Consider the following 22,036-nt stretch of genomic DNA (forward strand, 5'->3'; position numbering starts at 1 on the left):
TGCGCTAGCTGATCTTCGACGGTAAAATCGTAGTTAGTTTGGAGGCTGGTGAGTTGAGCTTCGGGATAATGGGATACGGGCAAATGTGCAGCGCAGTTAGTTTGGGGCTGGAGCGTCAGGAGCGTGGTGGAGATGTGGTAGAGATGTGGTAGGTAACTGTGCTAACGGACTTAGATGCAGCTATTCGCGTGTTTTAGGGTTTTTGGAGCGAGTTTCGGACCCGAGAGACCTTATTGGTCCTGAAGAGCAAGGAATTCGAGGGTTTTTGAGCAAATAACTGCGCTGGAGTCCGATAGCATCTCAAAACAGCGAATTTGCTGCAAATAGGGTCTCTGGAGTCCGCGACTTATGCGCTGATGCGCTAGCTAATCTTCGATGGTGTAAAACCGTAGTTAGTTTGGGGGCTGGTGCGTGGAGCTTCGGGAGAATGGGATACGGGCAAATGTGCAGCGCAGTTAGTTTGGGGCTGGAGCGTCAGGAGCGTGGTGGAGATGTGGTAGGTAACTGTGCTAAAGGACTTAGATGCAGCTATTCGCGTGTTTTAGGGTTTTTGGAGCGAGTTTCGGACCCGAGAGACCTTATTGGTCCCGAAGAGCAAGGAATTCGAGGGTATTTGAGCAAATAACTGCGCTGGAGTCCGATAGCATCCCGAAACAGCGAAATAGATGCAAATAGGGTCTCTGGGGTCCGCGACTAATACGCTAGCTGATCTTCGATGGTAAAACCGTAGTTAGTTTGGTGTTAGAGCGTTAGAAGCGTGGTGGGGTGTGGGAGTAGATAACTGTGCTAACGGACTCAGATGCAGCTATTCGCGTGTTTTAGGGTTTATGGAGCGAGTTTCGGACCCGAGAGACGTTATTGGTCGTGAAGAGCAAGGAATTCGAGGTGTTTTGAGCAAATAACTGCGCTGGAGTCTGAAAACATCCCAAAACAGCGCAATAGTTGCAAATAGGGGCTCTGGAGTCCGCAACTTATGCGCTTATGCGCATGCTGATCTTTGCGTATCTAAAGATCGGCTTTTTGTCGTGCATTCACTGGTTACAGTATTGCAATCTCTGCGTCAAGCGGGAGTGGACGAGTTGAAAAGAATAGGTACAGGCTGGTACGCAACATATTTGAAATGATTTCGTCTTTATATAACGGAGGTGGAGCAAGATGAATTTATGCTTTTCGGGAGGCCGGTTTCAAACTTTTTTACAGCGGAACATTAAACTGATGCTTGTATTTGGACTTTTGTTCGCTGCTTGCTTTACAGGAGTTGGAAGGGTGGAAGCTGCTGGCTCAGATCTGATCATCGTGAACAAAAAAACAAACAAACTCGCGTATTTCAGTGACGGCAAGCTGGTGAAGACTTTTCCGGTTGCCACAGGAAAGTCGAAGGAACTGACGCCAGAAGGTAGCTTCAAAATGGTGGTTAAGGTAAAAAACAGACCCTACTACAAAGAGAAAATTCCCGGTGGGGACCCGGCCAATCCGCTTGGCGACCGCTGGCTGGGGCTGGAAGTGAACGGGACCTATGGCACGACGTATGCGATTCACGGCAATAATAATGAGTCATCGATAGGGAAGTATGTTAGCGCTGGTTGTATTCGAATGCATAATGATGATATTCATTGGCTGTATCCAAAAGTAGCCAAGAATACTCGAGTTATCATTACAACGAGCACACTGGCTATGGAGAATATTGCAACTAAAAACGGGTACTCTGTGGGAAGTAATAAGTTTGCGGGGACTTTTGAGATCAATGGGACGACAACAAAGCTGAAGGATCCTTTTATATTGGAAAATTCCCGTGTGTTTGTTCCGCTGAGAGAATCCGTGGCCTTACTGGGTGGTACTTTGCAGAGTGAAGCGGGGACAGGAGCACTGATAATTACGATCGGCAATCGTACGGTGACACATAAGCCATTATCCAATAAGGCTATTGTGAATGGGAAATCCATTACGATTTTACCGTCACGCAATGAAAATAACCGATTACTAATTCCGCTGAGTATCCTGCCTGATTTATTTGCTGTTCAGGTGCAGTGGAATGCGCAGACTCAGGTGGTAAAGATTAAGTTGTAATTGTTCTTGACCTTTTATTTCTGATTTAAATTGTTATATACTGTACTTATTCTAAAATACGGACAATTACGGAGGGCCACCGACTGATGAATAACTAACACGTTTCCTGAAACAGACCATAAAGTTTGTGAAGTGCATATGCACAAGTCACGGAGCACCCGCGCAGGGTGATAACGGTCAGGGATACGTGTGTCGGTCGGGGGTCTTACGATGCTTTTATATGGATAGTTCTATCTATTGTGTTGGTTTACTCTGCATCCAGCAGGTGAACACGGCCGTAGTCTATCCATGTCTGGGCACATTCCCCCTTCATACGCTATTCGACCGCAGACCGTTGGCTGCGGTTTTTTATTTGCAATGAAATCGGAGGAATGAAAGATGACTATAATTAAAGTGAAGAATTTACGTAAGGAATGGAATGGGATCCCTTTATTTAAGGAGGTATCCTTTGAGATAGCAGAGGGAGAGCGCGTGCTTTTATTCGGACGAAACGGGATTGGCAAAACCACACTGCTTAAGGGGCTGATCGGTCGGCTTACTTTTGAAGAGGGAAGTATCTATCATGGTTTGCCATCTGAAGAATGGGGTGTGCTCGATCAACAGCTTGAGGTACCGGGGGAAGTAACCGCATTGGACTACGTTCTTTCAGGGTCAGCACAGCTGCCTGAATTAAAACGCCAGCTGGAAGCCCTCAGTCAGAGACTGCAGGAGCAGAAAGCTGATAACGAAGCTGAATTGGCTGAATATGCAGAGGTGTACGATCGTTACTTGCAGCTTGATGGATATGGCTGGGAGGTCAAAGCGGAAAAAAGTCTAAAGCAGCTCAAGCTTGAACATGCAGTCTGGGATTTGCCATACGCCTCACTTAGTGGAGGGCAAAAGACACGGGTGCAATTAGCAGCATTATTAGCCCGGCAGCCCAAGCTATTGATTCTGGATGAACCGACCAATCACATAGATGGAGAATCGATGGAGTGGTTGGAGCATTGGGTGTGCAACTACCCTGGAACCGTGTTTTATGTATCACATGATCGTACATTTATTGATCGAACTGCGACGTCTGTGCTGGAGCTTAGTCCGGAGGGATGCCGGCGTTATTCGGGTGGATATACACAGTACCGGGAGCAGAAGACTATAGAGCTGAGAACATTGGAGGGACAATATAAAAAGCAGGAGCAAGAAAAGGAGAAGCTGCTGGAGAGCATTAGGCGGTATGCAGAATGGTTCCAGCAAGCGCATCGTGCTGCCGGACAAAATGATTTTCTGCGTTCGAAATCCAAGAAAAATGTGTCTCGTTTCCATGCCAAGGAAGCTGCGCTGGAACGGTTAAATAAGAACCGTGTAGAATTGCCCCATGAGACTGGCAAGCTGAAGATGAAGCTGGTAAGCGAAGAGTTTCTGGCAGATTCTTTACTGACACTCCGTGAGATAGAGTTTGCCTATCAGGGGAGTGCGCCTTTTCTTAGGGATTTCAGTTTGTCGCTAAACCGGGGAGACCGACTGTCTATTCTGGGTCCTAATGGTGTTGGAAAGTCTACGCTGCTGAAATTGATTGCAGGGATCAATAAGCCTACAAAAGGTGAAGTGCGGCTGCATCCACGGACGACAATCGGTTATTTTGCACAAGAGCTAGATAACTTAGAAATGAACTCTACGATTCTGGATAGCCTGCTTGAACTGCCGGGAATGACCCAGACGGAGGCGCGGACAATTCTGGGTTGCTTTTTATTTACGCGGGACGATGTATTTAAACGGATTGGGGATTTGAGTCTGGGGGAGAAATGCCGTGTGGCTTTCCTCAAGTTGTATTTTGGAAAAGCGAATTTATTGGTTTTAGATGAACCCACTAATTATCTGGATATTGACACTAGGGAACGAGTAGAAGAGGCACTTATGGTGTATCCCGGCGGGTTAGTAATGGTCTCGCATGACCGTTATCTTCACTCTAAAGTGGCTAATCGCTTGGTGATTTTAGAGCCGTCTCAGGCACCAAAGTTTTTTCAAGGAACGTATGCTGAATACTTCGCAAAAGACAGAACCCGTCTGCTTACTGGTATAGAACAGGCTCGGGAGGATAACCTTGCCCTCCTGCAGCTGCGTCTGAATCAGCTGATTCAGAGTAGCAGTGTGGATTCTGAGGCGGAGAATGCAGCGCTAGTGGCGGAAATCGTTAATTTGCAGCGACAAATACAGGAACTAAGGGGCGAGGGGAAACCCTTATCCTCCTAAGCTGATAAAAAACACAACCTTGCTCAGGATGAATTTATCTTGGGCAGGTTGTGTTTTTAGGTAGGAGTCGTAAGGTGTAAGGTGTATAATTTGGAGGAATGTGGATTTTTTTAGCGATAAAGAAACCTTGAGAGGATGATTGCAGAATTGCTGAAATTGGGCTCTTTTATATTGGAATTACTTCGCTTGTGTATATTGCTTGTGCTGACTTTGTTAGTTTTGGGTTGGGCAGAAAGATTGATTTATCAATTGATATTTGGTCAGCCCGTGTATAACTGGAGTATGGGACTCGGGAATTTATTTGTATTTTTTATGCTGTACCGGAATCATTTTCAGTTTAAGGGCTGGTATAAATCAGAGAAAAATAAAAAGCTAACGCTCCTCACCACAAGAATAATCACCGTAATTTCTATAGGACTAATAATCCTGCCGATAGGGCTAGGCTGAGCTTATGAAGATTAGAATCATTGGAGCTTGCGGCAGCGGCAAATCCTATATCGCCCGGGAGTTATCTAGAAAATACGGTGTAGAGTATTACGAGACTGACAACTTGGTATGGGACAGAAGTGCCGAGAATTTGCGCTTTTCAGTTGAAGCAAGGGATGCTCAGTTGGAGGAAATCCTTGATAAACCCTCATGGATTCTGGAAGGCGCACATTACAAATGGGGACAAGAGAGTTTTAAAGCTGCTGACTTAATCGTTATTTTGAATCCTAATAAAGTGATCAGGGATTTGAGAGTGTTTACAAGGTTTATAAAAACAAGACTGGGTTTAGAGCAAGCAAATTACAAGCAGTCATTTAAGAATCTCTATGTGATGATTTTTGAATGGAACCGTGGATATGATCATGAGGCCGCACATAGGATTATAGAGTTAACGGATACTCTGTCTGATAAACGGGTAATTGTGAAAAATAACAAAGAGCTGGAGTCCATTATCCAAGAGCATCTGAGGAAGGGATTGTTAAATAGGGATTGAGCGACAAAGTAAATGATAGAGAGAGGAGTGCTTGCATGGATAACATTCTACCCGAGCATTTGGATCAGGAGAATTTTATAGGCTTTTGGAAAAGAGTGCTGGCTTCCATTCTTGATTTCTTGGTCATTGGAATACCTGGGGTTATCGTATACTTGATACTTAATTCATTAGCTGTTTCATTACACTCGGAGATACCTATTATCCTGGAGTACATTTTGTTTATCGCATTTGATATCTTTATGATCGTTAGATTTGGCGGAACTCCAGGGAAGCTGATCTTAAAAATAAAAATTGTCAATGAGCAAGGGAATTACCCTACAGTGAAGGAAGCTCTGATTCGAAATGTTTTCCGAATGATTAGTATGATTCTTTCAATGGTAATTGCGGTCAGCAGCTATGACTTTACCGTTATTTCCGCCAAATTATCCTTATGGTCGGATTTGGCTTTTGACCTCACTCAAATCCTGGGTCCAATCATGCTGGTGGATTACTTGTTGGTTGGATTACATCGCCGTAAACGTGCGATTCACGATTTGCTGGCTGGCACTTATGTTGTTGAGAAATCCGCAATTTGAAGAATGCTTTTCACCAAGCATTCTTTTTTTTAATATTAGGTATTTTACTATTAAATATTTTAGTGTTAAAATACTTTTATAAGCAGCCGATCATCATGAATGCCAAAGGAGAACCTCTTGGAAAATCCAGATATTTTTAAGCTAATACATGCAGTTGAATTATTTACGAATGAAGTTATTGTCCGATGGATGAACGCATTTGATCACAATATTGGGATATCTCCAGTTCTAGTCTTGGGCGAATTGAATAAAAAAGGCCCCTTGAAGCAGACTATTTTGGCTAAGAGACTAGGATATACGCCGGGAGCAATGACTAACATTGCTAATCGCCTGATTAAGCAGGAGATGGCCGAGCGAAAATATAACGAAGATGATCGACGGAATGTACTTCTATCTATCACGGACAAAGGAAAAGACGTTCTGAAGGAAGCACAGCTTAAGGGACAGGAGCTAAGAGCTGAAATGTTCCAAAAGCTCAATGAGGAGGAACTGCAGCAATTCTTGAAAATCTATGAGAAGTTGTTAACGAGCTTTGATAGCTCTGAAACATAAACCAAGTCATCTTAGAAGCACAATAACATTATAAAGGGGTATGAATATGGGAAGAGTTCAAGGTAAAGTTGCATTAGTAACTGGAGGCGCTTCAGGTATTGGCTTATCAGCTGCCACTCTATTAGCTAGAGAAGGAGCAAAGGTTGTTATTGCCGATTTTAATGTGGAAGCAGCCAAAGAAGCAGCATCTAAGATTAAAAATGAAGGCGGAGAAGCTGAAGGTCTTTTCTTAGATGCCTCCCAAGCGGATTCGATCAAGGAAGCTGTTGACTTCACAGTTGCTCAGTATGGCACCATCACAATATTGTTTAATAATGTAGGTCTAACTAATCTGCAAAAAGACCTTGATGTGGTCAATATAGATTTGGAAGAGTGGGATCGCCTGATGAACGTAAATACCAAAAGTGTTCTGTTAGGCAGCCGGTTTGCTATTCCTCATATGATTAAAGCGGGCGGAGGCTCGATCATTAACACAGCTTCGATGTCAGCATTCGCAGGGGATTCATTGCGTACTGCTTATGGCTCCTCTAAGGCAGCTGTTGTGAACCTTACTCGTTACATCGCTACACAATATGGTAAAGACAAAATCCGTTGTAACGGGGTGGCACCAGGGCTGATCCTAACACCTGCCGCTGCAAGAAATATGCCGCCAGCGGTATTGGATATTTTCCAAAAATTCAACGCGCTTCCTTATCACGGTGAAGCTGATGATATCGGCAATACGGTTTTGTTCCTGGCATCGGATGAATCCAAATTCATCACAGGCCAAACGATTGAAGTAGAGGGTGGCCACTATATGTCTAACCCAAGTATCACGGATTTCCAGAATTACATGATGGAAGCTAAATCTAAATAAAAGATTATGTGTAATTAAAAATCCGGTCCATGCTCGAATTTGTCGAGCGGGACCGGATTTTTGTTTATTTTAATGAATTAGCTTACCTCTAAAACTGCCTGCATAAAGGTCTTCAAAGCGGAGGGTTTGGCATTTGCGATCCATTGCTTTAACTCATCAGTTTGACCATTCACATACCATCCAAGCTTCTCTTTTAACTCTTGGTCAAAGACTTTAGGTTGATTTTTTCGTTCCGCTAACAGTTGTTTAATCATTTGTGGCCAACGGTATCCACTATGACCAAAGCTGTGTTCAGGATAACGCTCAGCAAGTGTCATTACCGAAGAGAGTGATTCACCAGCGTATAATTCTGCCGCCAAAAAGCTGCCAATAAAACGATGGCTATCATCATACTTTAGGGCGATCGCGAATTGTTTACGAGCTTCTTCCAGCTTCCCTTGTTGCATGAGGGCTGTGGCGTTAATAGAAAGTACATAACCGTTAGTATTGGGTCGGTTTAGTTCGTTGTAGTAGGAATAATATTCGTTATACGACTTCCAGTCCGCATGGTCAAAATAGTACTGCGATAATGTGAAGGCGTAATTAGTAGAAGGCTGTAGTTGTATTAGCTTTTCGAGTAAAGGAATCGCCTTATCTTCTAATGTTGTATCCTTTGTGAGAGATGATTTTGCCAGCATCAACTTTACTAGCATGTGCAGGGCATGAACATCCTGTGGGTCATCGGCAATATTTTTTTGGTACATTTCTAGTGCCTGATCCGTTTTCTTATCCAGTAAGAGTTGGTCAGCCGTAGTAAGCTCTCTTTCCTTGAGATAAAAGAACGGCAGATTGCCGACGGTGTCTTCGTTCAATCTGTAGCCATTACTGCGGGTAATCAAGTGTCCATCTGCATCTAAGGCTTCAATATTCCAAGAAAAGCGCACTTCGGGATTCATAAATCCGAGAAGGGAGAGGGGATCAATAGATTCCCAGCCATCTCCACTGCTGCCATAGGAAAAACCGCCGCCATCGTAAAGTTCTTCTACAGGAATGGAGATATGGTTATCTACAATACGATCCCGAATTTGTACGCCCAACACGGCCCCCTCCCCGCCACCGCTTAAACGATAGTAAGCTGCTCCTTCAACAGATTTCCAGCGGAAATCTATGGTCTTGCCTGTTAGGGTTTCCTGATTAATGGGAGACTGCAGCTCAAGCAGAGGTTGTAGAACTATGCTCTCATTCAACCCGTCATCTGGTTTAACTTCAATCCAATCGTCATATTGTACAGGCCAAGTCCAGCCGTCGATCTGATCATAGCCAAGTCCAAGCTGTAACTGATAAAAGCCCGGAATCACACCGTGAAATTCGAAACGTCCTTCAGTATCTGTGACGATTCGGTAGGGTTCAGCAGAAGTGATGCTATGGTTAACTTCGCTTTCAGCGCGGAGAAAAATACCAGCCCGCGGAACTGGGGTGCCATCGCTTCTTGTAAGGGTACCGGAGACGACAGCAGTTGAAGTATTTCCCATATCTATAGCAGACTGAATTGCGGTTCGAAGCGATTCCAGCTGTCTTTCAGTATCCGAAGTCCCAGCTTCTGGTGCTGCTGCTGATCCTGTATTGTCTCTGGAGCCTTCGTTCGAACTGCTGGTGGCAGCGTTCATTTGTTTATGAATATCCTGCCAGAATTTTTTGTAGCTCTCCAAGCCATCGTTTACTACGGTAAGTGCTTCCTGCGCTTCGCCTTTTGTAAAGAGTAAACGCCCGGTAAGCCATGCCTTTTGTGCGTTTAGCTCTTCCTGAGACTCGGATGGAAAGGGGGTTTGTTCAAGAATTGTTTCAGCGGTTGTTATATCGCCACTATTTAGGGCTCGCTCCGCTCGAAGGAGCTCCAGCTGTTTAGCTACAGAGGAGCTGCTGTTTAACGGTTTCGCTGCGGTGATTAGCGCTTGATCTCCATCTTCCTTTCGGCCAAGAGCATCATATTCATAAGCTAACTGCTTAGCCGCAAATATACGTGTATTATCCGAAGGCCCCTCAAGGATATATTCCTCAAGTAAAGGTACTATGTCCTCCGGTAATAAACCGGAACGCTGGGTTTCATCATTACTCCACTGGCTCATCGAAGGACTGACATTAACGTCATATCTGTAGGGATCATAGCTGTGATCCTTATCAAGGATGTTTGTGCGGATTAGCTCCATACGTTTACTCCCGGTTGTGGAAGCCAGCTTTTGCAGAAGATCAGTCCTAGCTATGTTAGATTGAATAGCTGTGCTCTGATCTATCTGCGCCTGTGAAGGTAAGAAGTTAAACAGAAGAATAAGCAGGGAGGCAGGGAGCAACACGAATAACACCAGATGTTTGATTTTTATCTTAATTCTCATGTTTTTTCACCGCCTGCTCGTAGATATCCTTCCAATACGTATTTCCTCCAGCTTCGATTAGTTCTCGGTTCGCACGCTGCGGGGTGTTTTGTTGTGGCTGTTGTTTAATCTCTGGCTGATGCAGGGTCAGCGAAACGATTAGAATAATGGCACCGATCGCACCTATAGGTTTGACAGGGATCTCAATTTCCTTATTCCACAGCGCCAATAAACGGGCTCCAAAGGTTGGAGGGTGAGTCTGCTTAATGACCCGGTCGTGTCCAGTGAACTGGAGGTTTTTTAATTCTTCATCAAGCTGCTTTTTGACCACATCGCGTTCTGTATTCATAAGAAATGTCCCTCCTTCACCAAAATCTTTTTTAAGAGCGTCCGGCCTCTGGCGAGTCTGGATTTGATCGTATTTTCAGATGTATTTAATTGCTCGGAAATTTCCCGGATGCTCATCTCATGAAAGTAATATAAAGTTAGACATTCCCGGTATAGATAATCGAGATTTTTCAGGGACTCGGTGAGCCTGACATTATGCCATTCCACCATAAAAAGCTCTTCTGCTCCGGCTGTGAAGTCAGCATCCCCGTTGGTTTGCAGCTCTGACCCTCCCGCCGGGAAAATATTACGCCAGCTCCAAGTCCGTTGCCTCATGCGGCAGCGATTGACCACTATCCGTATCAGCCATGCCTTCAGCCGGTCCGGCTCCTGTAACTGACTCATTTTGGTATAAGCTTGAATAAAAGTATCTTGTACCGCTTCTTCGGCACTTTGTCTATCTTTAAGCAGTAAAGAAGCGGTTCGCAGCAGCATATCTCCATATTCGTCCATTAACAGGCGGAGAGCTGACTCATCTTTTGCCACAATTCTCTCTATAATATTCAGATGCAGCTCCCCTCCCTTTACTAATAAGATGCGGCTTGGAGGATTAAGGTTGCGTTTGAATGGAAAATTCTTCAACAAATGTCGCATTACAGTTCGTGTACTCAGAAGGACGCAGGAACGCCGGATATGGGTTTACTGTTGGAATCTATTGCACAGAATGCAATGGATTGCTTTTTAAGCAGGATGATCTCCTTTCTATTGTACGTTCTGCAATGAAACCTTCGAGGCAGGGAATGACGTCTAAGGTCATATGGTTCATGAGTTTATGAGCTTATGAGTTCACGAGTTTATAGTTAAATGGAGTTATGTGGAGATTTTAAAAGAGAAACTTACTTGAGTTAGGTGTCGGAAAAAAGGGTTTTATGTAGAAAAATAGAGTGTGTATGAATTTATATTTGTAGATATGGGTAAAAGAGGGTTGGCCAGAAAAATTGCCGCTATCCTGCAACTATTTGATTTTCACCTCGTCTGTATGTTCAGTTTCATTTTTTGCAAGTCGACTTTAAGGTAATCCACTAAGGAGATGACATCATGTCAGTACAGATAAAATTAATAGCAGGCTCTATCCTGCTCACAGGAATGATTGGGCTTGCTGGATGCAGTTCGAATAATGAGGCGGGGAATTCAGAATCCCAGGCAACGGCGCCAACAGAAACGGCTGTAACAGCAACCTCTGAGCCGGAAGTTAGTCCAGCAAGCACCCCAGCAGCAACTGCACCAGCAGCGACTTCCTCCCCTACGGAGACTGATAAAGATTCAACCAGCTCAAATTCACAAAATAGCGACAAACAGCTTAAAGAGTTACTCGAGCTTGCCAAAAAAGGGAAGGTGCCTGGTGTAAAATATGCCGCTCATACCGGACTCATTGATGAGGTCGAAGCGGATTGGGGCAAACCTGATCAACAGGAGTCAGCGGGAAAAGGTATTTATGCAACCTATACTGACAAACATGTCGTGTTTGGATTTAATAAAGGAAGTTTAATCTTCGATGTTCGTTCAAGTGATTCCGCGCTGCAAAAGCTGACGCTGAAGCAAATTGAGGCAACACTCGGTAAGCCTGACGATACCAAAGTGAACGGAGAGGATAAGATTTACACCTATCAAGCCAATGACCAATACCAGCTCAAATTTATTATTCCAAGCTCGACCGGTACAGTAGATCACATATCCGTATTTAGTGAACAGGATTCTTTTAACAATATGGCTGGGTAAGTGGCATGGGTTAGAAGAGGAGAGAGCAATCATGCAGAGGAATCTGTGGGTTGCTCTTTTTGTATGTTCTTTTTTGAGGTGGAGTAGGCCTTGGACGGACTGTTATAATGAAACCAATGAGCGGGTTCGGGGAAAGTGAGGTTCTATCATGCAGCTGGAATTAAATGAAAGTGAATATAAAGTGACCGCAGAAGGGATAACGATAGAATTATTCCCAAAAGAATTTACGCTTTTTCAGTTCTTGTACAAAAATAGAGGGCGTACATTCAGTCGAGAACAACTGTTAGATAAAGTATGGCCGCTTGAATATCCGGTAGAGCGAACGGTAGATGATCATATTTATCGGCTTCGTAAAAAGCTAGGCAAGCTTCAAGACTTAGATATTAAGACTGTTCGGGGATTTGGTTATAGTCTGACTATGCAGGAGCCCTCAGCTGCTATGGCCAATCCGACTACATATGACTTAGAGATGCAAAAGACGATGCGGGAAGTATTCAAGAAATATCACCTATATGGCCAAGGTCGCTCGATGTTAATCCTCGCACGCCAACAGGATGTTTTGGGGTATGCGATGGATCCGTTTTATTCGATCTATATTCATTTTGTACAGGGAGATTTGGATTGGCTGCTGAACACAACCGAGGTGGGGATAGAGGAACGGTTTTATTCCTTATTAATCTGTTATGTTCTATTGGGTGATCCTAAGAAAAAACTAGAGTTCTGCGAGTTAGTCCTTGAGAAAAAGATTCTTTTGCCGCCTCAGCATCGAGAAGTGGAGATCCTTAATATTCTGGATTTGTACATACTGGCTGGGCAACCGGAAAAAGCATTGGAACGACTAAAGCTAACATATGAAGTGATTAAAGAGCCGGGGTATGAGAGTTTCATTCCTATTACGGCGACCTCAGAAATGCTTGCACACTTGTGGATGGGAACAGAAGATCACGTAATAGAACGGATGGCAACAGACATTGAAGCGCTTTTGCTGGAGAAACCTTATTTGCGTGAGATCGGCAGTTATAAAGTTGCAAGGGGCTTGTGGTTTCTGCGGCGCCAGTCTTGGCGTGAAGCCGAGCAACTGTTGGATGAGGCACTTCAGGTGCTTGAGATGTCAGGGTTCGTGCCGATGCGGATATATGCATTATACCGAATTGTTCACTATTGTAACCAATTTCCACCCAAGCCAGCTTTGTATCGCAAATATGTGAATTTATTTGAACGAGAGAAGGAAGAGCGGGGGTTCCATCGGTTAGAACAATCCTTGGATACCGTGCTTACGAACCTTGTGACCGCCCCCTGATAATTCTCTGACAATTCTCCATTACATTAAGGTCATGCTAATAAGTTCTTAATTGTAATTTGGAGGAATGTTTAATGAATGCTTCAACACAAGCAGGCACGAGCCTGCTTAAGAACAAGGTGTATATGCGTGTGTACAGCGCATTTGCGACAGCGACCTTTGGGGATTGGTTTGACGCCTTGGCGATTCAGGTACTCGTAGGGTACCGCTGGCAGGCCAGCCCGCTAATGCTGGCTTTGATTCCGGTCTCCATAGCTTTGCCGGGGATTTTGCTGGGCTCGTTCGCAGGGGTAGTGGCTGACCGACTGAACAAGCTGAAGCTGATGCGAATGTGTGATCTGCTTACGGCACTGTTAACCGTATTCGTATTATTTGCACCCAGTATGGTGTGGTTGCTCCCATTACTGATGTTGCGTGCTGCCATTTCTACGTTAAACGTGCCTGCTCAGCAGTCGATGACCCGTAGTATGGTTAGAGAAGACCAGCTGCTCCAAGCCACCTCGCTTAATGGGCTTGTGAATCAAGGCTCGAAAATCGCGGGACCTTTACTGGGCGGCTTCGCGTTGTCTGTTCTTACGCCACAGTGGTGTATATTAATCAATGCTTGTCTCAGAGGCTGTTCCTATTTGCTCCTACTTACAGTTAAGAAAAGTGATGTAGAACAAGTTCGCACAGAAGGTAAGGGGGATCAAGAGGAGCGTGTTGCTCTCCGCACGATGTGGAAAGAAGGCTGGAGCTTTATGCTGCGCAGCAGACTGCTTCTAAACAGCATGCTGTTTGGTTTAGTTGGTGCGTTGGCCATTCAGATGATCGATTTCCAGTTCACTAGTCTATTCAGAATTATTGCACCTTCTGAGGAATCTATGCTGGGCTGGCTTGTTGCGGCAACAGGCGTGGGGGCTGTATTCATGATCATGGTCCTGAACAAATTGAACAGGGGAACAGGCTACGGCTGGAAGCTGGGTACGGGTTACGCGCTTATTGGTATATCGGTCGGAGGGCTGGGCCTGCTTCAGCCGGGAGTCTCCATCCTTACTGTATTGCTGCTAGGATTTTTATTGGGTCTCGGGAATGGAATGTTTATGATCACCTTCAATTATTGTCTGCAAAAAGAAACACCCCCGCACATGACAGGGCGTGTGTTCGGTATTCAGAGTACCATTCTTAGCGGTGTTATGATCGGCGCGCCACTCCTTGGCGGAGTGATGGTGCAGGTTGCTGGGCCTAGCCGTATCTTTTTGAATTTTGGCATCGTAATCGCTCTGATTGGTGTGCTGGGCATCGCATTCGGGCGCGTGCTGTGGCCTACGCAGAAAGAGAAGAGCGATAGCTCTGCGGAGCAATCTAGGACAGTTGAGGTGATGGAGGGGGGCTAGGAGGTAGCACGCTAGTCTAGCTAGCGTGCTACCTAGCCGATCGCTTGCGGGACTAGGAAGCTTGAGTGTGAGAGAGAATCTTGGGTGACTCTCTAGCCGATCCCTAGCGGACTAGAAAGTTTGAGTGGGAGAGAGAAACTAGCGTGACTTTCTAGCATTTAGTTGCAGAATGTGCAGTTAAATTCTCTTTCAGCGATCGAACTGGGATTTAGTTGTACTTTGTGCAGTTATTATTTGATTTTCTCCCTTTTAGTCTAGGAAAGATGATTTTTAGTTGCACAGAGTACACTTATTTGCTCAGGAGGCCTCTTTTACCGCTTAATAGTTGTATATAGTGCAATTAATAGTCTCCTTAGTCATAGTCGCCTTAATATGTGACTTCTCAGTGAGCGATATCTCAATAAGTGATATCTCAATAAGTGACTTCTCAATAAGTATCTCCTTAATAAGTGACCTCTCAATAAGTTATTACTTTGTGATCTAAAGCAACTGCTGCACGAAACGTTATAAGTTACAATATTACCTAGCCCGATAGGACAGTTTCTCGTCCATAAGGGCTTTTTTAGTATGTAGAGGAGATTGGTTAGAACATTAGAATTTGTAGAGGTAAAGGAGGGAAAGGAGGGAAAGGATGGCTACTTTTATTTATATGGTGAGGCACGGTGAGTCGCCCAAACTGCCCGGAGGAACTGAAAGGACTCGCGGACTAACCGCGAAGGGGGAGGCAGATGCCCGCAAGATAACGGAAAAATTACGTCTGGAAGGAATTCAAGTCTTCTATTCAAGTCCATACCTTCGGGCTATACATACGATTTCTGGATTGGCGCAGGAGTTAGGAGCAGAGATTCAAAGTGTTGAAGACCTGCGGGAGATCCATTTCTCGGACGGAAGTACGATTATGACTGATCAGGAACTGTATCCATTACTGGCAAAAATGTTTGAAGATCCGGATTTTGTCCCAGTTGGTGGGGAATCCATTCATGCGTGTCAGAAGCGTTCAGTTAGTGTACTGGCAGAAATTCTGAGTAATCACAGCGGTCAAAAGGTTGCTATTGGAACTCACGGTGCAGTCATGACGCTTATGATGAACTATTTTGATGCCAAATATGATCTGAATTTTTTACTTCAAACCACAAAGCCGGATATTTATAAAATGGAGTTCACAGGCGGAACGTTAGTGGGTGTGGAGCGGTTATGATTATTGGGGGCTGCCTACAGGCACCTCGAGTATCATCAACCTGAGACTTACGGACTCAGTTGACATTATTCACAGATTATTAGCCTTTGGAGCATGGTTTCGGACTCCAACGTCGTTATTCCTTAAAAAGAGCACCTTATTGGGTATTTTTTATACCAATAGCGACTCTGGGGTCCGTTCTCATCCCAAAAGTGGGGAATTGCTGCATATAAGGTCAGCTGTGTCCGATAGCGGCTTCACACGCGTAAATACGCACGTGTAATTGCGTACAGATAAATAGATACACGTAAATGGGTACGTGTAACTACGTACACGTAACTACGTACTGATAAATAAGTACGCGTAAATTACGTACATGTAACTATGTACAGGTAAATAAGTACGCATAAATGCGTACAGGTATAAGTACACGTAAATACGTTTGTGTAAATGCGTACAGGTATAAGTACGTGTAAATACGTTTGTGTAAATGCGTACAGGTATAAGTACGTGTAAATACGCTTGTGTAAATACGTGCATGTATAAGTACACGTAACTACATACGCGTAACTACGTACACGTAACTACATACGCGTAACTACGTACACGTAAATACATACGCAAAAATATGTACGCGAAAATATTACCGAATCAAACGAAAATTGGTAAGGGGATCTGGATTAAGTAAGGTCGGCTTGTGACCAGTACTTCCACTATGAAAAATACGGATTCACAAGCCAAGCTGTGTTTATTCATAATGTTGGTCTGGCGTTAGGCTAGGCTAGCTAAGGCCCTGACTTTCCTCTACTCCTAGAATAGAACTATCTACAAGCTATAGACCTATCTACAAAGCTATAGATCTATCTACAAGCTATAGAGCATCTACAAGCTATAAAATCGCTTAGTATTCGCAGTCAATAACTCTTCCGCTTCACCGGGAGTGTAACCATGGAGCGCTCCCCAAGCAGCGGCGACTTCCCGAATCATAGACGGATGGGTGATTTTCCCTGCAAAAGGTCCTTCGAACGGCCAAGGACCATCGGTTTCAGCCATGACTAGCTCTGGGGGATAACGGCGGGCAAGCGCCTGTATCTCCGGCTCATACAGGATATCCGGGGTGAAAGAGATATAGTAGCCGTTCTTAATCATGCGGGCAATGGCTTCTTCCGGACCTTTGAACCAGTGGAAGTGGGCATGCTGTATGTTATGTTTCTCCAAGAGATCACAAGCAATAAGCGCATCTTCATAGACAGCATGCAGCACCACAGGTTTATAGAGACGGGAAGCTAACCCAAGCAACTGATTCAGCAGCTCAATATAGGGCTCCATATCAAAGGTTTCGCCACGTTCTAAGGCTTCAGCACGCGAATAGTAAGGTAGCCCGATTTCCCCCACAGCAATATAATCCTCACTAGATTGATTCTCGATCCATTTTAGTAGAGCAGCCAGCTCAGCATCCTGCGGCAAGGGTTGCTCTGGATGAAAGCCATAAGCTGGACGGACCACGCCGGGATTTATGGCTGCAAGTCTTTGGGTGCGTATACAAGAGTCCAAGTTCATAGAGACAGCGATAAGGGCTTTAATTCCCATGTCAGGCAGTTCACTCAGTATCTGTTCGGCAACTTCTGGTTCATATTGCTCTAAATGTATATGGGCATCAATCATAACTGTTCACCCTCCACGTAAGAAGCTAACTCCTCATGAACCTCAAAGCGAATAGAGTCGGGTTCCATTCCATCTTTTCCCGGTTTGTAGGCAAAAGTTAGTGTGCCAATACTCTCCAGAAATCCAATATAAACATTTGTTTCCGCCTTTAGCTTGCCCTCTTCCACTATGTAGTGAGTAACAGCACCAATGCCGGCTTCTTCGCCTAGATTGCCATCCTCAGCACGATCTGGATATCGCAAAGTCACCATGGATGGAGTTGAGCCTTTAACTTGAATTTGAATCAGGGCGTCCCCTTTTTCATTAGAAATTTTTGACGTAACCAATGCGGAGGCAGCTTTATCTGCAGAAGGGACAGTGACTTCTTCCCACTGGTTAGGCTTAATCACGTGAAGCTCTTGCATGGACATGCCCGTACCTGTTCCAAGCCACAGAATGACAACGATTTCTTCCTGCCCATCCTGATCGACGTCGGCATAATGAATCTCAGGAGGGTAACTCAGCAATCTGGGTGCTTCCCAATCAAATGTATGCTTGTTACCGTTCACCTCTACAACAAATCCCTCATAGGTACCGCCATCTTTAAGGGCAGCATACAGCTTCACTTGGTCATTTTCTGTAGCAATAGCAAGAGGTTCGCTGGGTGTTCTGACGGTAGTACTAACATCCCCTGATGTTATTAATACTTCAGTTTCAGCTGCATTCAGCTGCGCAGTGGCACCAGACAGAGAGTTTAAGGAATCGGCTGGAATATATAAAATACCGTTTCGTAGAATAGCTGGTCCTTCAAGTGAGGTTTGATAACCGTCAGCTTGCATATACTCATTGTCCGGCGTCAGAACATAACTGCTGCTTCCGTCAGAGATGGTTAAGGTCTTTAAGTTATTATCCCATTTTTGTTCTGAGGTGTAGTATTCCATTAATACTTTTGCAGGTACATAGACCTTATCATCTAGGAAAAAAGGGGAGAGGGTAGGAAGAACGGCTTCACCGTCGACGATTAGTTTCAGTGGTGCTGAAGTAGCTTGTGTTTGGTTAATAGCCATTGTTGTATCCATATCTATGGTTGCCGATGCTCCGCATCCGGCCAAAAAGAGCGTGATAGCTCCGATAGCGATGATTTTATTCATAATTACCTCCAGGATAAAGTCCAGTCCCCTTAAGTATAGAATAAAACAGCGCGTTGTAGGTCACTTTCTATTAACAAAGAGAATACAAGCTTGTTACAGTTCGCTAGTTTTTAATAAAATGCAGGCATCCACGCAATAAACGACGAGTGTAATAGAAAGAAATGAACAAAAGTAAGGAGAGGCAGAGACCGATTGGAAGGCTGAGAATGTTCGGTAAATCATAATCTGGAAAGGCATTTAGTCCTATTCCTTGGATGCCAACAATACCTAGTACACCACCGATAGGTGCAATGATTGCACAGACAACACTCCCCACGGCCCAGACACTAAGGATTGGTACACAGAATAAGATGATGGCTCCTTTGGCGATGTTTTTGAGCACAGTGGCTCCTGACAAATGAGTGCTTTTTTCCATGTAAACTCTCCTTTATGGGTTTAAAAATACAGTTCGGTCAACTTGCGACTTAAGATCCACCGTCAGACTTTTGCTATAGCGGATTTCCCCAATGGTACAACCCGGTCCGACGATGATTTCTTCACCGCACACAAGGTCAGCTGTCGTCCGGTATAACGTTATGTTAGTTCCTTCAATTGTTGTGCAGGTAAGTTTTCGAAAAGGGTGCATCAGCGCATTAATCAACTTGGAAGAGGGTTTAACGATAATGTTACCGTCAGCTGTCATAACCTCGACAGTGCTTCTATTGCCTAAACGGATCTCAATCGATGAATCTGCAGTTAGTCTGTTTATCTTCACAGCACCTTCAGCATAAAAAGTCCCCGCTGCAGCATTTTCTGCTACGGACATGTATCCAGAAGAGCGGAGATTATCTGCTTGGATATTTTGAACGCGCAGACTCCCTAGATTGTTTACCTGATTGGCCTTACAATTGCCCCCAATTGTACAGTCACCAGATACTTTGAGTTTAGAAGTCGAGACGCTCCCTTTGGTACTTAAGTGGCCAAACACATCAACCGTGACCGCATTAATATTCTCTCGAACAAACTGCGAACCTCTTACCTTCAAGGGTGGATCGATCATGTCAGTACGTTCATAAGTATTGTTATTATTGGACATTTACAGTACCGTCCTTCGAAATATATTTTAATGATTAAAATATATATTCATTATAATATATAGTCAATATAATAATTTGGGAGTTAAAGCTAAAAAAACACTGCCGTCAGTTTCCTGACAGACAGTGTTTATAGAAAAGAGTATAGCTGATAAGGAGCAAAATGAAGGCTGTTAGTGCATCATTTGTTCCATCAATTTATTTATTTGTTCTAAAGTTCCGGAGATTTTATTCAGATCAGGGGTAGGAAATGCTTCAAATATTGTATGGATACGCTGATCACCTTGTTCTGTAAGGACAATATTGACAACTCTGCGGTCTTCTTTAGTCCGCACCCGTTCAATAAGTCCAGCTTCCTCAAGCTTATCGCACATGGAAGAAGCAGCTCCGGGTGTAACCACGAAGCGTTCAGAGATGTCAGTAATGTTCAAGCTTCCGGTAAGCCGGAGTTGAAACAGCAGCATGATCTGATTGTGAGTCAGGGTTTCCTTTTTAGTGATCATATCAATGAAAAACTGGGATTTCTGCTGCACATTTGCCATAGATTCCATGACCTTATGGATAGCATTTTGTTTCTCTTCCTTTGTGCTCATAACATTGCCTCGCTCCAATTTACTTTAGTTACTAAAATATATAGAAGCTATAATAAGCTTGTCAAGTTGCCGGGTTACTGTAGCTTGGTTAGAAAGACTGAAATTAGCGCTGGAACTCTTCTTTTTTTATATCTTGTAATGAAATTGGAAATGTATCGTATTAACTGATGAATTTACTTAGCTAAGTGAAAATGTGGTGGGAAAGGAGAGTTCGATTGATGCATGAGCGCGCATTGCTTCATCCTTTTGTAAAAGAGAATATACAGGAAAATGCTGACATAGATGTTTTGTTCACAACGATTTTTGAAACCTACTATAAAAGAATATTTAACTACATCGCTTACCGGGTTAGTTCTCTCCATACGGCTGAGGATCTGACAAGCCTCGTTTTTGAGAAAACGTTGGCGAAACTATCGACCTATTCTCAGGAAAAAGCTCCTTTAGAGGTATGGTTATTCGCCATTGCCAGAAACGTGGTCAATGATCATTACCGGAGTTTTAAAAGGAAAATTTTCTTTTCGCTGGATGCCGTCAAGGAACTGGTTTCTAGCAGGAAAGATCCGGAAAACTTGATCCTCCAGGGAGAACGTAGTGGAAGGCTTAACGAAGCCTTGAATACATTGAGCTCAAAGGAGCGGAATATTGTGGCTCTAAAATTTGGTGCTAATCTGAGAAATAGAGAGATTGCCCAGGTTACGGGAATTTCGGAGAGCAATATCGGTGTGATACTCTACCGGACTATGAAAAAGCTGAAGACTGAAATAGGGAGCGTGGAGCAGCTATGAACAGTAAAGACATACAGCAGAAGTTCTCAGCAGATTTAGATGAAAGTATATATGGAGCGGCAAATGATTTAAAGGGTGCTGGGGAGTACAAGGAGCTGCTGGAGCTAGGCAGGGTTCTGGCCCATAAAGATCTCAGCGAGGGCTCTGACAAAACAGCCATTCTGAATAAGGCACGGAGAAAGTATGCCGGCCAAAAGGAGGAGAAAGGATTGCATACAAAACATAGATTAAGACGTCCTGCTGTTATGCTGGCAACTTTGCTAGTGGTTAGCGTATTAAGTGTAACTTTTGTGCAGTCGTCATTTGCGCAGGAGCTGTTAATGAAAGTATTGCAAACGATAAACTTAGGCCATATTGTAGCCCATGAAGTAGAATTTTCTGCGGATTCCAACGTGATTCCGGATGACTTTAAGGGGAAGATTTTTGATAGTGAAGGAAATGCGCTTGTGACCCTCGATGCTGCTCAAAAGGCAGGTGATATCTACAATGCTGACGGGGAAAAAATCGTCGGAGTGGAAGACGGCAGACTGGTTACGCAATCTGAGAGGGATCAAGAGAAAGCGGAATTGCTGATCGAGAGGGATTCTAGCAAGCTAAACGAATATACGATTTTTGATGTGGGCTTACCGGCGTATTTACCAGAGGGTTATACCTTTGATCGTGCAGAGTTTTATAAGGATAGCAATGGTGATGTGATCCATAGCAAATATATTAATTTATATTTTGTTAATGAAGCTACCGATGAGATCATCTCGATGCAGCAGCGGCACGCGGATTCCGAAACGGCTTATGAGATGTCGACGGATGGCACAATCGAAAAAGTGAAGATTAACGGAGTTGATGCTGTATTGGTTAATGGAAAAGGGTTGGACTGGGAAGCCAATGGAGTGTTATACGGTGTAACATCAGCTAGCTTGGACAAGAATGATTTGATCAAAGTTGCTGAGTCTATCCGCTGACTGATTTTTTAGTAAGATAGGTGGTTACTATTCGAGTATAACGGGTAAGGGGATGATCCATATGGATCTCCCCTTTTTCGCTTTATTGAGGGCACATGCAAACAACGATTGGGAGAATATAGCTGTACTTCGTACAACTATATTTCTGCGAAACAACGCTTCGATGGATATAATTGTATTTCGTACACTTATTTTCACGATTTACACCACTATAGGAGATTTCTCTGCTTTTTAGTTGTATAGAATACACTTAAAATCAGAGTAAA

Annotated in this window: 22 protein-coding genes; 14 read left to right on the top strand and 8 right to left on the bottom strand. The window is 44.0% G+C overall.

Annotation, left to right across the window (positions count from 1 at the left end):
• The first annotated feature begins 427 nt into the window (after positions 1-427).
• The 8 genes from MKY54_RS05820 (at position 428) to MKY54_RS05855 (ending at position 7,258) form a co-directional block, all read left to right on the top strand.
• A complete protein-coding gene (locus tag MKY54_RS05820) occupies positions 428-625 on the top strand; it encodes a hypothetical protein (RefSeq protein WP_339189889.1) in 198 nt (65 codons plus the stop codon).
• 530 nt (positions 626-1,155) lie between these two features.
• Positions 1,156-2,067, top strand: a complete 912-nt coding sequence (locus MKY54_RS05825) for a L,D-transpeptidase family protein (RefSeq protein ID WP_076129557.1) — start codon at positions 1,156-1,158, stop codon at positions 2,065-2,067.
• Between the two features lie 378 nt (positions 2,068-2,445).
• Positions 2,446-4,296, top strand: a complete 1,851-nt coding sequence (locus tag MKY54_RS05830) for an ABC-F family ATP-binding cassette domain-containing protein (protein ID WP_076303446.1) — start codon at positions 2,446-2,448, stop codon at positions 4,294-4,296.
• 147 nt (positions 4,297-4,443) lie between these two features.
• Positions 4,444-4,743 carry a hypothetical protein gene (locus tag MKY54_RS05835; RefSeq protein ID WP_081386495.1) on the top strand — a complete coding sequence of 100 codons (300 nt, stop codon included), beginning with the start codon at positions 4,444-4,446 and terminating at the stop codon, positions 4,741-4,743.
• A 4-nt stretch (positions 4,744-4,747) separates the two neighbouring features.
• On the top strand, positions 4,748-5,275 hold the full coding sequence (locus MKY54_RS05840) for a hypothetical protein (RefSeq protein ID WP_076129554.1): 528 nt from the start codon (positions 4,748-4,750) through the stop codon (positions 5,273-5,275).
• 35 nt (positions 5,276-5,310) lie between these two features.
• On the top strand, positions 5,311-5,850 hold the full coding sequence (locus MKY54_RS05845) for an RDD family protein (RefSeq protein ID WP_076145486.1): 540 nt from the start codon (positions 5,311-5,313) through the stop codon (positions 5,848-5,850).
• A gap of 99 nt (positions 5,851-5,949) precedes the next feature.
• Positions 5,950-6,402, top strand: a complete 453-nt coding sequence (locus MKY54_RS05850) for a MarR family transcriptional regulator (RefSeq protein ID WP_175620021.1) — start codon at positions 5,950-5,952, stop codon at positions 6,400-6,402.
• Between the two features lie 46 nt (positions 6,403-6,448).
• The gene (locus MKY54_RS05855; protein WP_076129551.1) at positions 6,449-7,258 is read left to right on the top strand and encodes an SDR family oxidoreductase; all 810 of its coding nucleotides are present in this window, start codon (positions 6,449-6,451) and stop codon (positions 7,256-7,258) included.
• Positions 7,259-7,335: 77 nt separating this feature from the next.
• Here MKY54_RS05855 and MKY54_RS05860 read toward each other — a convergent pair whose 3' ends face one another.
• From MKY54_RS05860 to MKY54_RS05870, 3 genes are read right to left on the bottom strand one after another with little or no spacing between them, the layout of a single operon-like run.
• Positions 7,336-9,627: a carboxypeptidase-like regulatory domain-containing protein gene (locus MKY54_RS05860; RefSeq protein WP_076303370.1), complete on the bottom strand. Its 2,292-nt coding sequence runs from the start codon at positions 9,625-9,627 to the stop codon at positions 7,336-7,338.
• Positions 9,617-9,955, bottom strand: a complete 339-nt coding sequence (locus MKY54_RS05865) for a hypothetical protein (protein ID WP_076129549.1) — start codon at positions 9,953-9,955, stop codon at positions 9,617-9,619. Before MKY54_RS05865 ends, MKY54_RS05860 begins: the two co-directional genes overlap by 11 nt.
• Positions 9,952-10,578, bottom strand: a complete 627-nt coding sequence (locus tag MKY54_RS05870; RefSeq protein ID WP_339189894.1) for a sigma-70 family RNA polymerase sigma factor — start codon at positions 10,576-10,578, stop codon at positions 9,952-9,954. The genes MKY54_RS05865 and MKY54_RS05870 overlap by 4 nt, the downstream gene beginning before the upstream one ends.
• A 453-nt stretch (positions 10,579-11,031) precedes the next feature.
• On the opposite strand from MKY54_RS05870, the gene MKY54_RS05875 reads away from it, so the two are divergent.
• The 4 genes from MKY54_RS05875 (at position 11,032) to MKY54_RS05890 (ending at position 15,586) form a co-directional block, all read left to right on the top strand.
• Entirely contained in the window at positions 11,032-11,712 is a 681-nt protein-coding gene (locus tag MKY54_RS05875; RefSeq protein ID WP_339189895.1) for a YjgB family protein, read from the top strand.
• 148 nt (positions 11,713-11,860) lie between these two features.
• Positions 11,861-13,012, top strand: coding sequence for a winged helix-turn-helix domain-containing protein (locus tag MKY54_RS05880; protein WP_076220633.1), 1,152 nt, complete (start codon positions 11,861-11,863; stop codon positions 13,010-13,012).
• Positions 13,013-13,086: 74 nt separating this feature from the next.
• Complete coding sequence (locus MKY54_RS05885) at positions 13,087-14,388, top strand: MFS transporter (protein WP_076303368.1); 1,302 nt, start codon at positions 13,087-13,089, stop codon at positions 14,386-14,388.
• A gap of 631 nt (positions 14,389-15,019) precedes the next feature.
• Positions 15,020-15,586 carry a histidine phosphatase family protein gene (locus MKY54_RS05890; RefSeq protein ID WP_076129545.1) on the top strand — a complete coding sequence of 189 codons (567 nt, stop codon included), beginning with the start codon at positions 15,020-15,022 and terminating at the stop codon, positions 15,584-15,586.
• Between the two features lie 861 nt (positions 15,587-16,447).
• Here MKY54_RS05890 and MKY54_RS05895 read toward each other — a convergent pair.
• From MKY54_RS05895 to MKY54_RS05915, 5 genes are all read right to left on the bottom strand, one after another.
• Positions 16,448-17,230, bottom strand: a complete 783-nt coding sequence (locus MKY54_RS05895) for a TatD family hydrolase (RefSeq protein ID WP_339189897.1) — start codon at positions 17,228-17,230, stop codon at positions 16,448-16,450.
• The gene (locus tag MKY54_RS05900) at positions 17,227-18,360 is read right to left on the bottom strand and encodes a copper amine oxidase N-terminal domain-containing protein (protein ID WP_339189898.1); all 1,134 of its coding nucleotides are present in this window, start codon (positions 18,358-18,360) and stop codon (positions 17,227-17,229) included. Before MKY54_RS05900 ends, MKY54_RS05895 begins: the two co-directional genes overlap by 4 nt.
• A gap of 103 nt (positions 18,361-18,463) precedes the next feature.
• Positions 18,464-18,775 (bottom strand): hypothetical protein, encoded by a 312-nt coding sequence (locus MKY54_RS05905; RefSeq protein ID WP_076129542.1) that lies wholly within the window; start codon positions 18,773-18,775, stop codon positions 18,464-18,466.
• A 12-nt stretch (positions 18,776-18,787) separates the two neighbouring features.
• The gene (locus tag MKY54_RS05910; RefSeq protein WP_339189900.1) at positions 18,788-19,435 is read right to left on the bottom strand and encodes a hypothetical protein; all 648 of its coding nucleotides are present in this window, start codon (positions 19,433-19,435) and stop codon (positions 18,788-18,790) included.
• 171 nt (positions 19,436-19,606) lie between these two features.
• Complete coding sequence (locus MKY54_RS05915; RefSeq protein ID WP_076129540.1) at positions 19,607-20,026, bottom strand: MarR family transcriptional regulator; 420 nt, start codon at positions 20,024-20,026, stop codon at positions 19,607-19,609.
• A 218-nt stretch (positions 20,027-20,244) separates the two neighbouring features.
• Between MKY54_RS05915 and MKY54_RS05920 the strand changes: the two genes are divergently transcribed.
• Positions 20,245-20,811, top strand: a complete 567-nt coding sequence (locus MKY54_RS05920) for a sigma-70 family RNA polymerase sigma factor (protein WP_076129539.1) — start codon at positions 20,245-20,247, stop codon at positions 20,809-20,811.
• Positions 20,808-21,770, top strand: a complete 963-nt coding sequence (locus tag MKY54_RS05925; RefSeq protein ID WP_339189901.1) for a DUF4367 domain-containing protein — start codon at positions 20,808-20,810, stop codon at positions 21,768-21,770. Before MKY54_RS05920 ends, MKY54_RS05925 begins: the two co-directional genes overlap by 4 nt.
• Positions 21,771-22,036 lie beyond the last annotated feature (266 nt).

Source organism: Paenibacillus sp. FSL P2-0121 (genome assembly GCF_037975345.1).
GTDB classification, from domain to species: Bacteria; Bacillota; Bacilli; order Paenibacillales; family Paenibacillaceae; genus Paenibacillus_AQ; species Paenibacillus_AQ odorifer.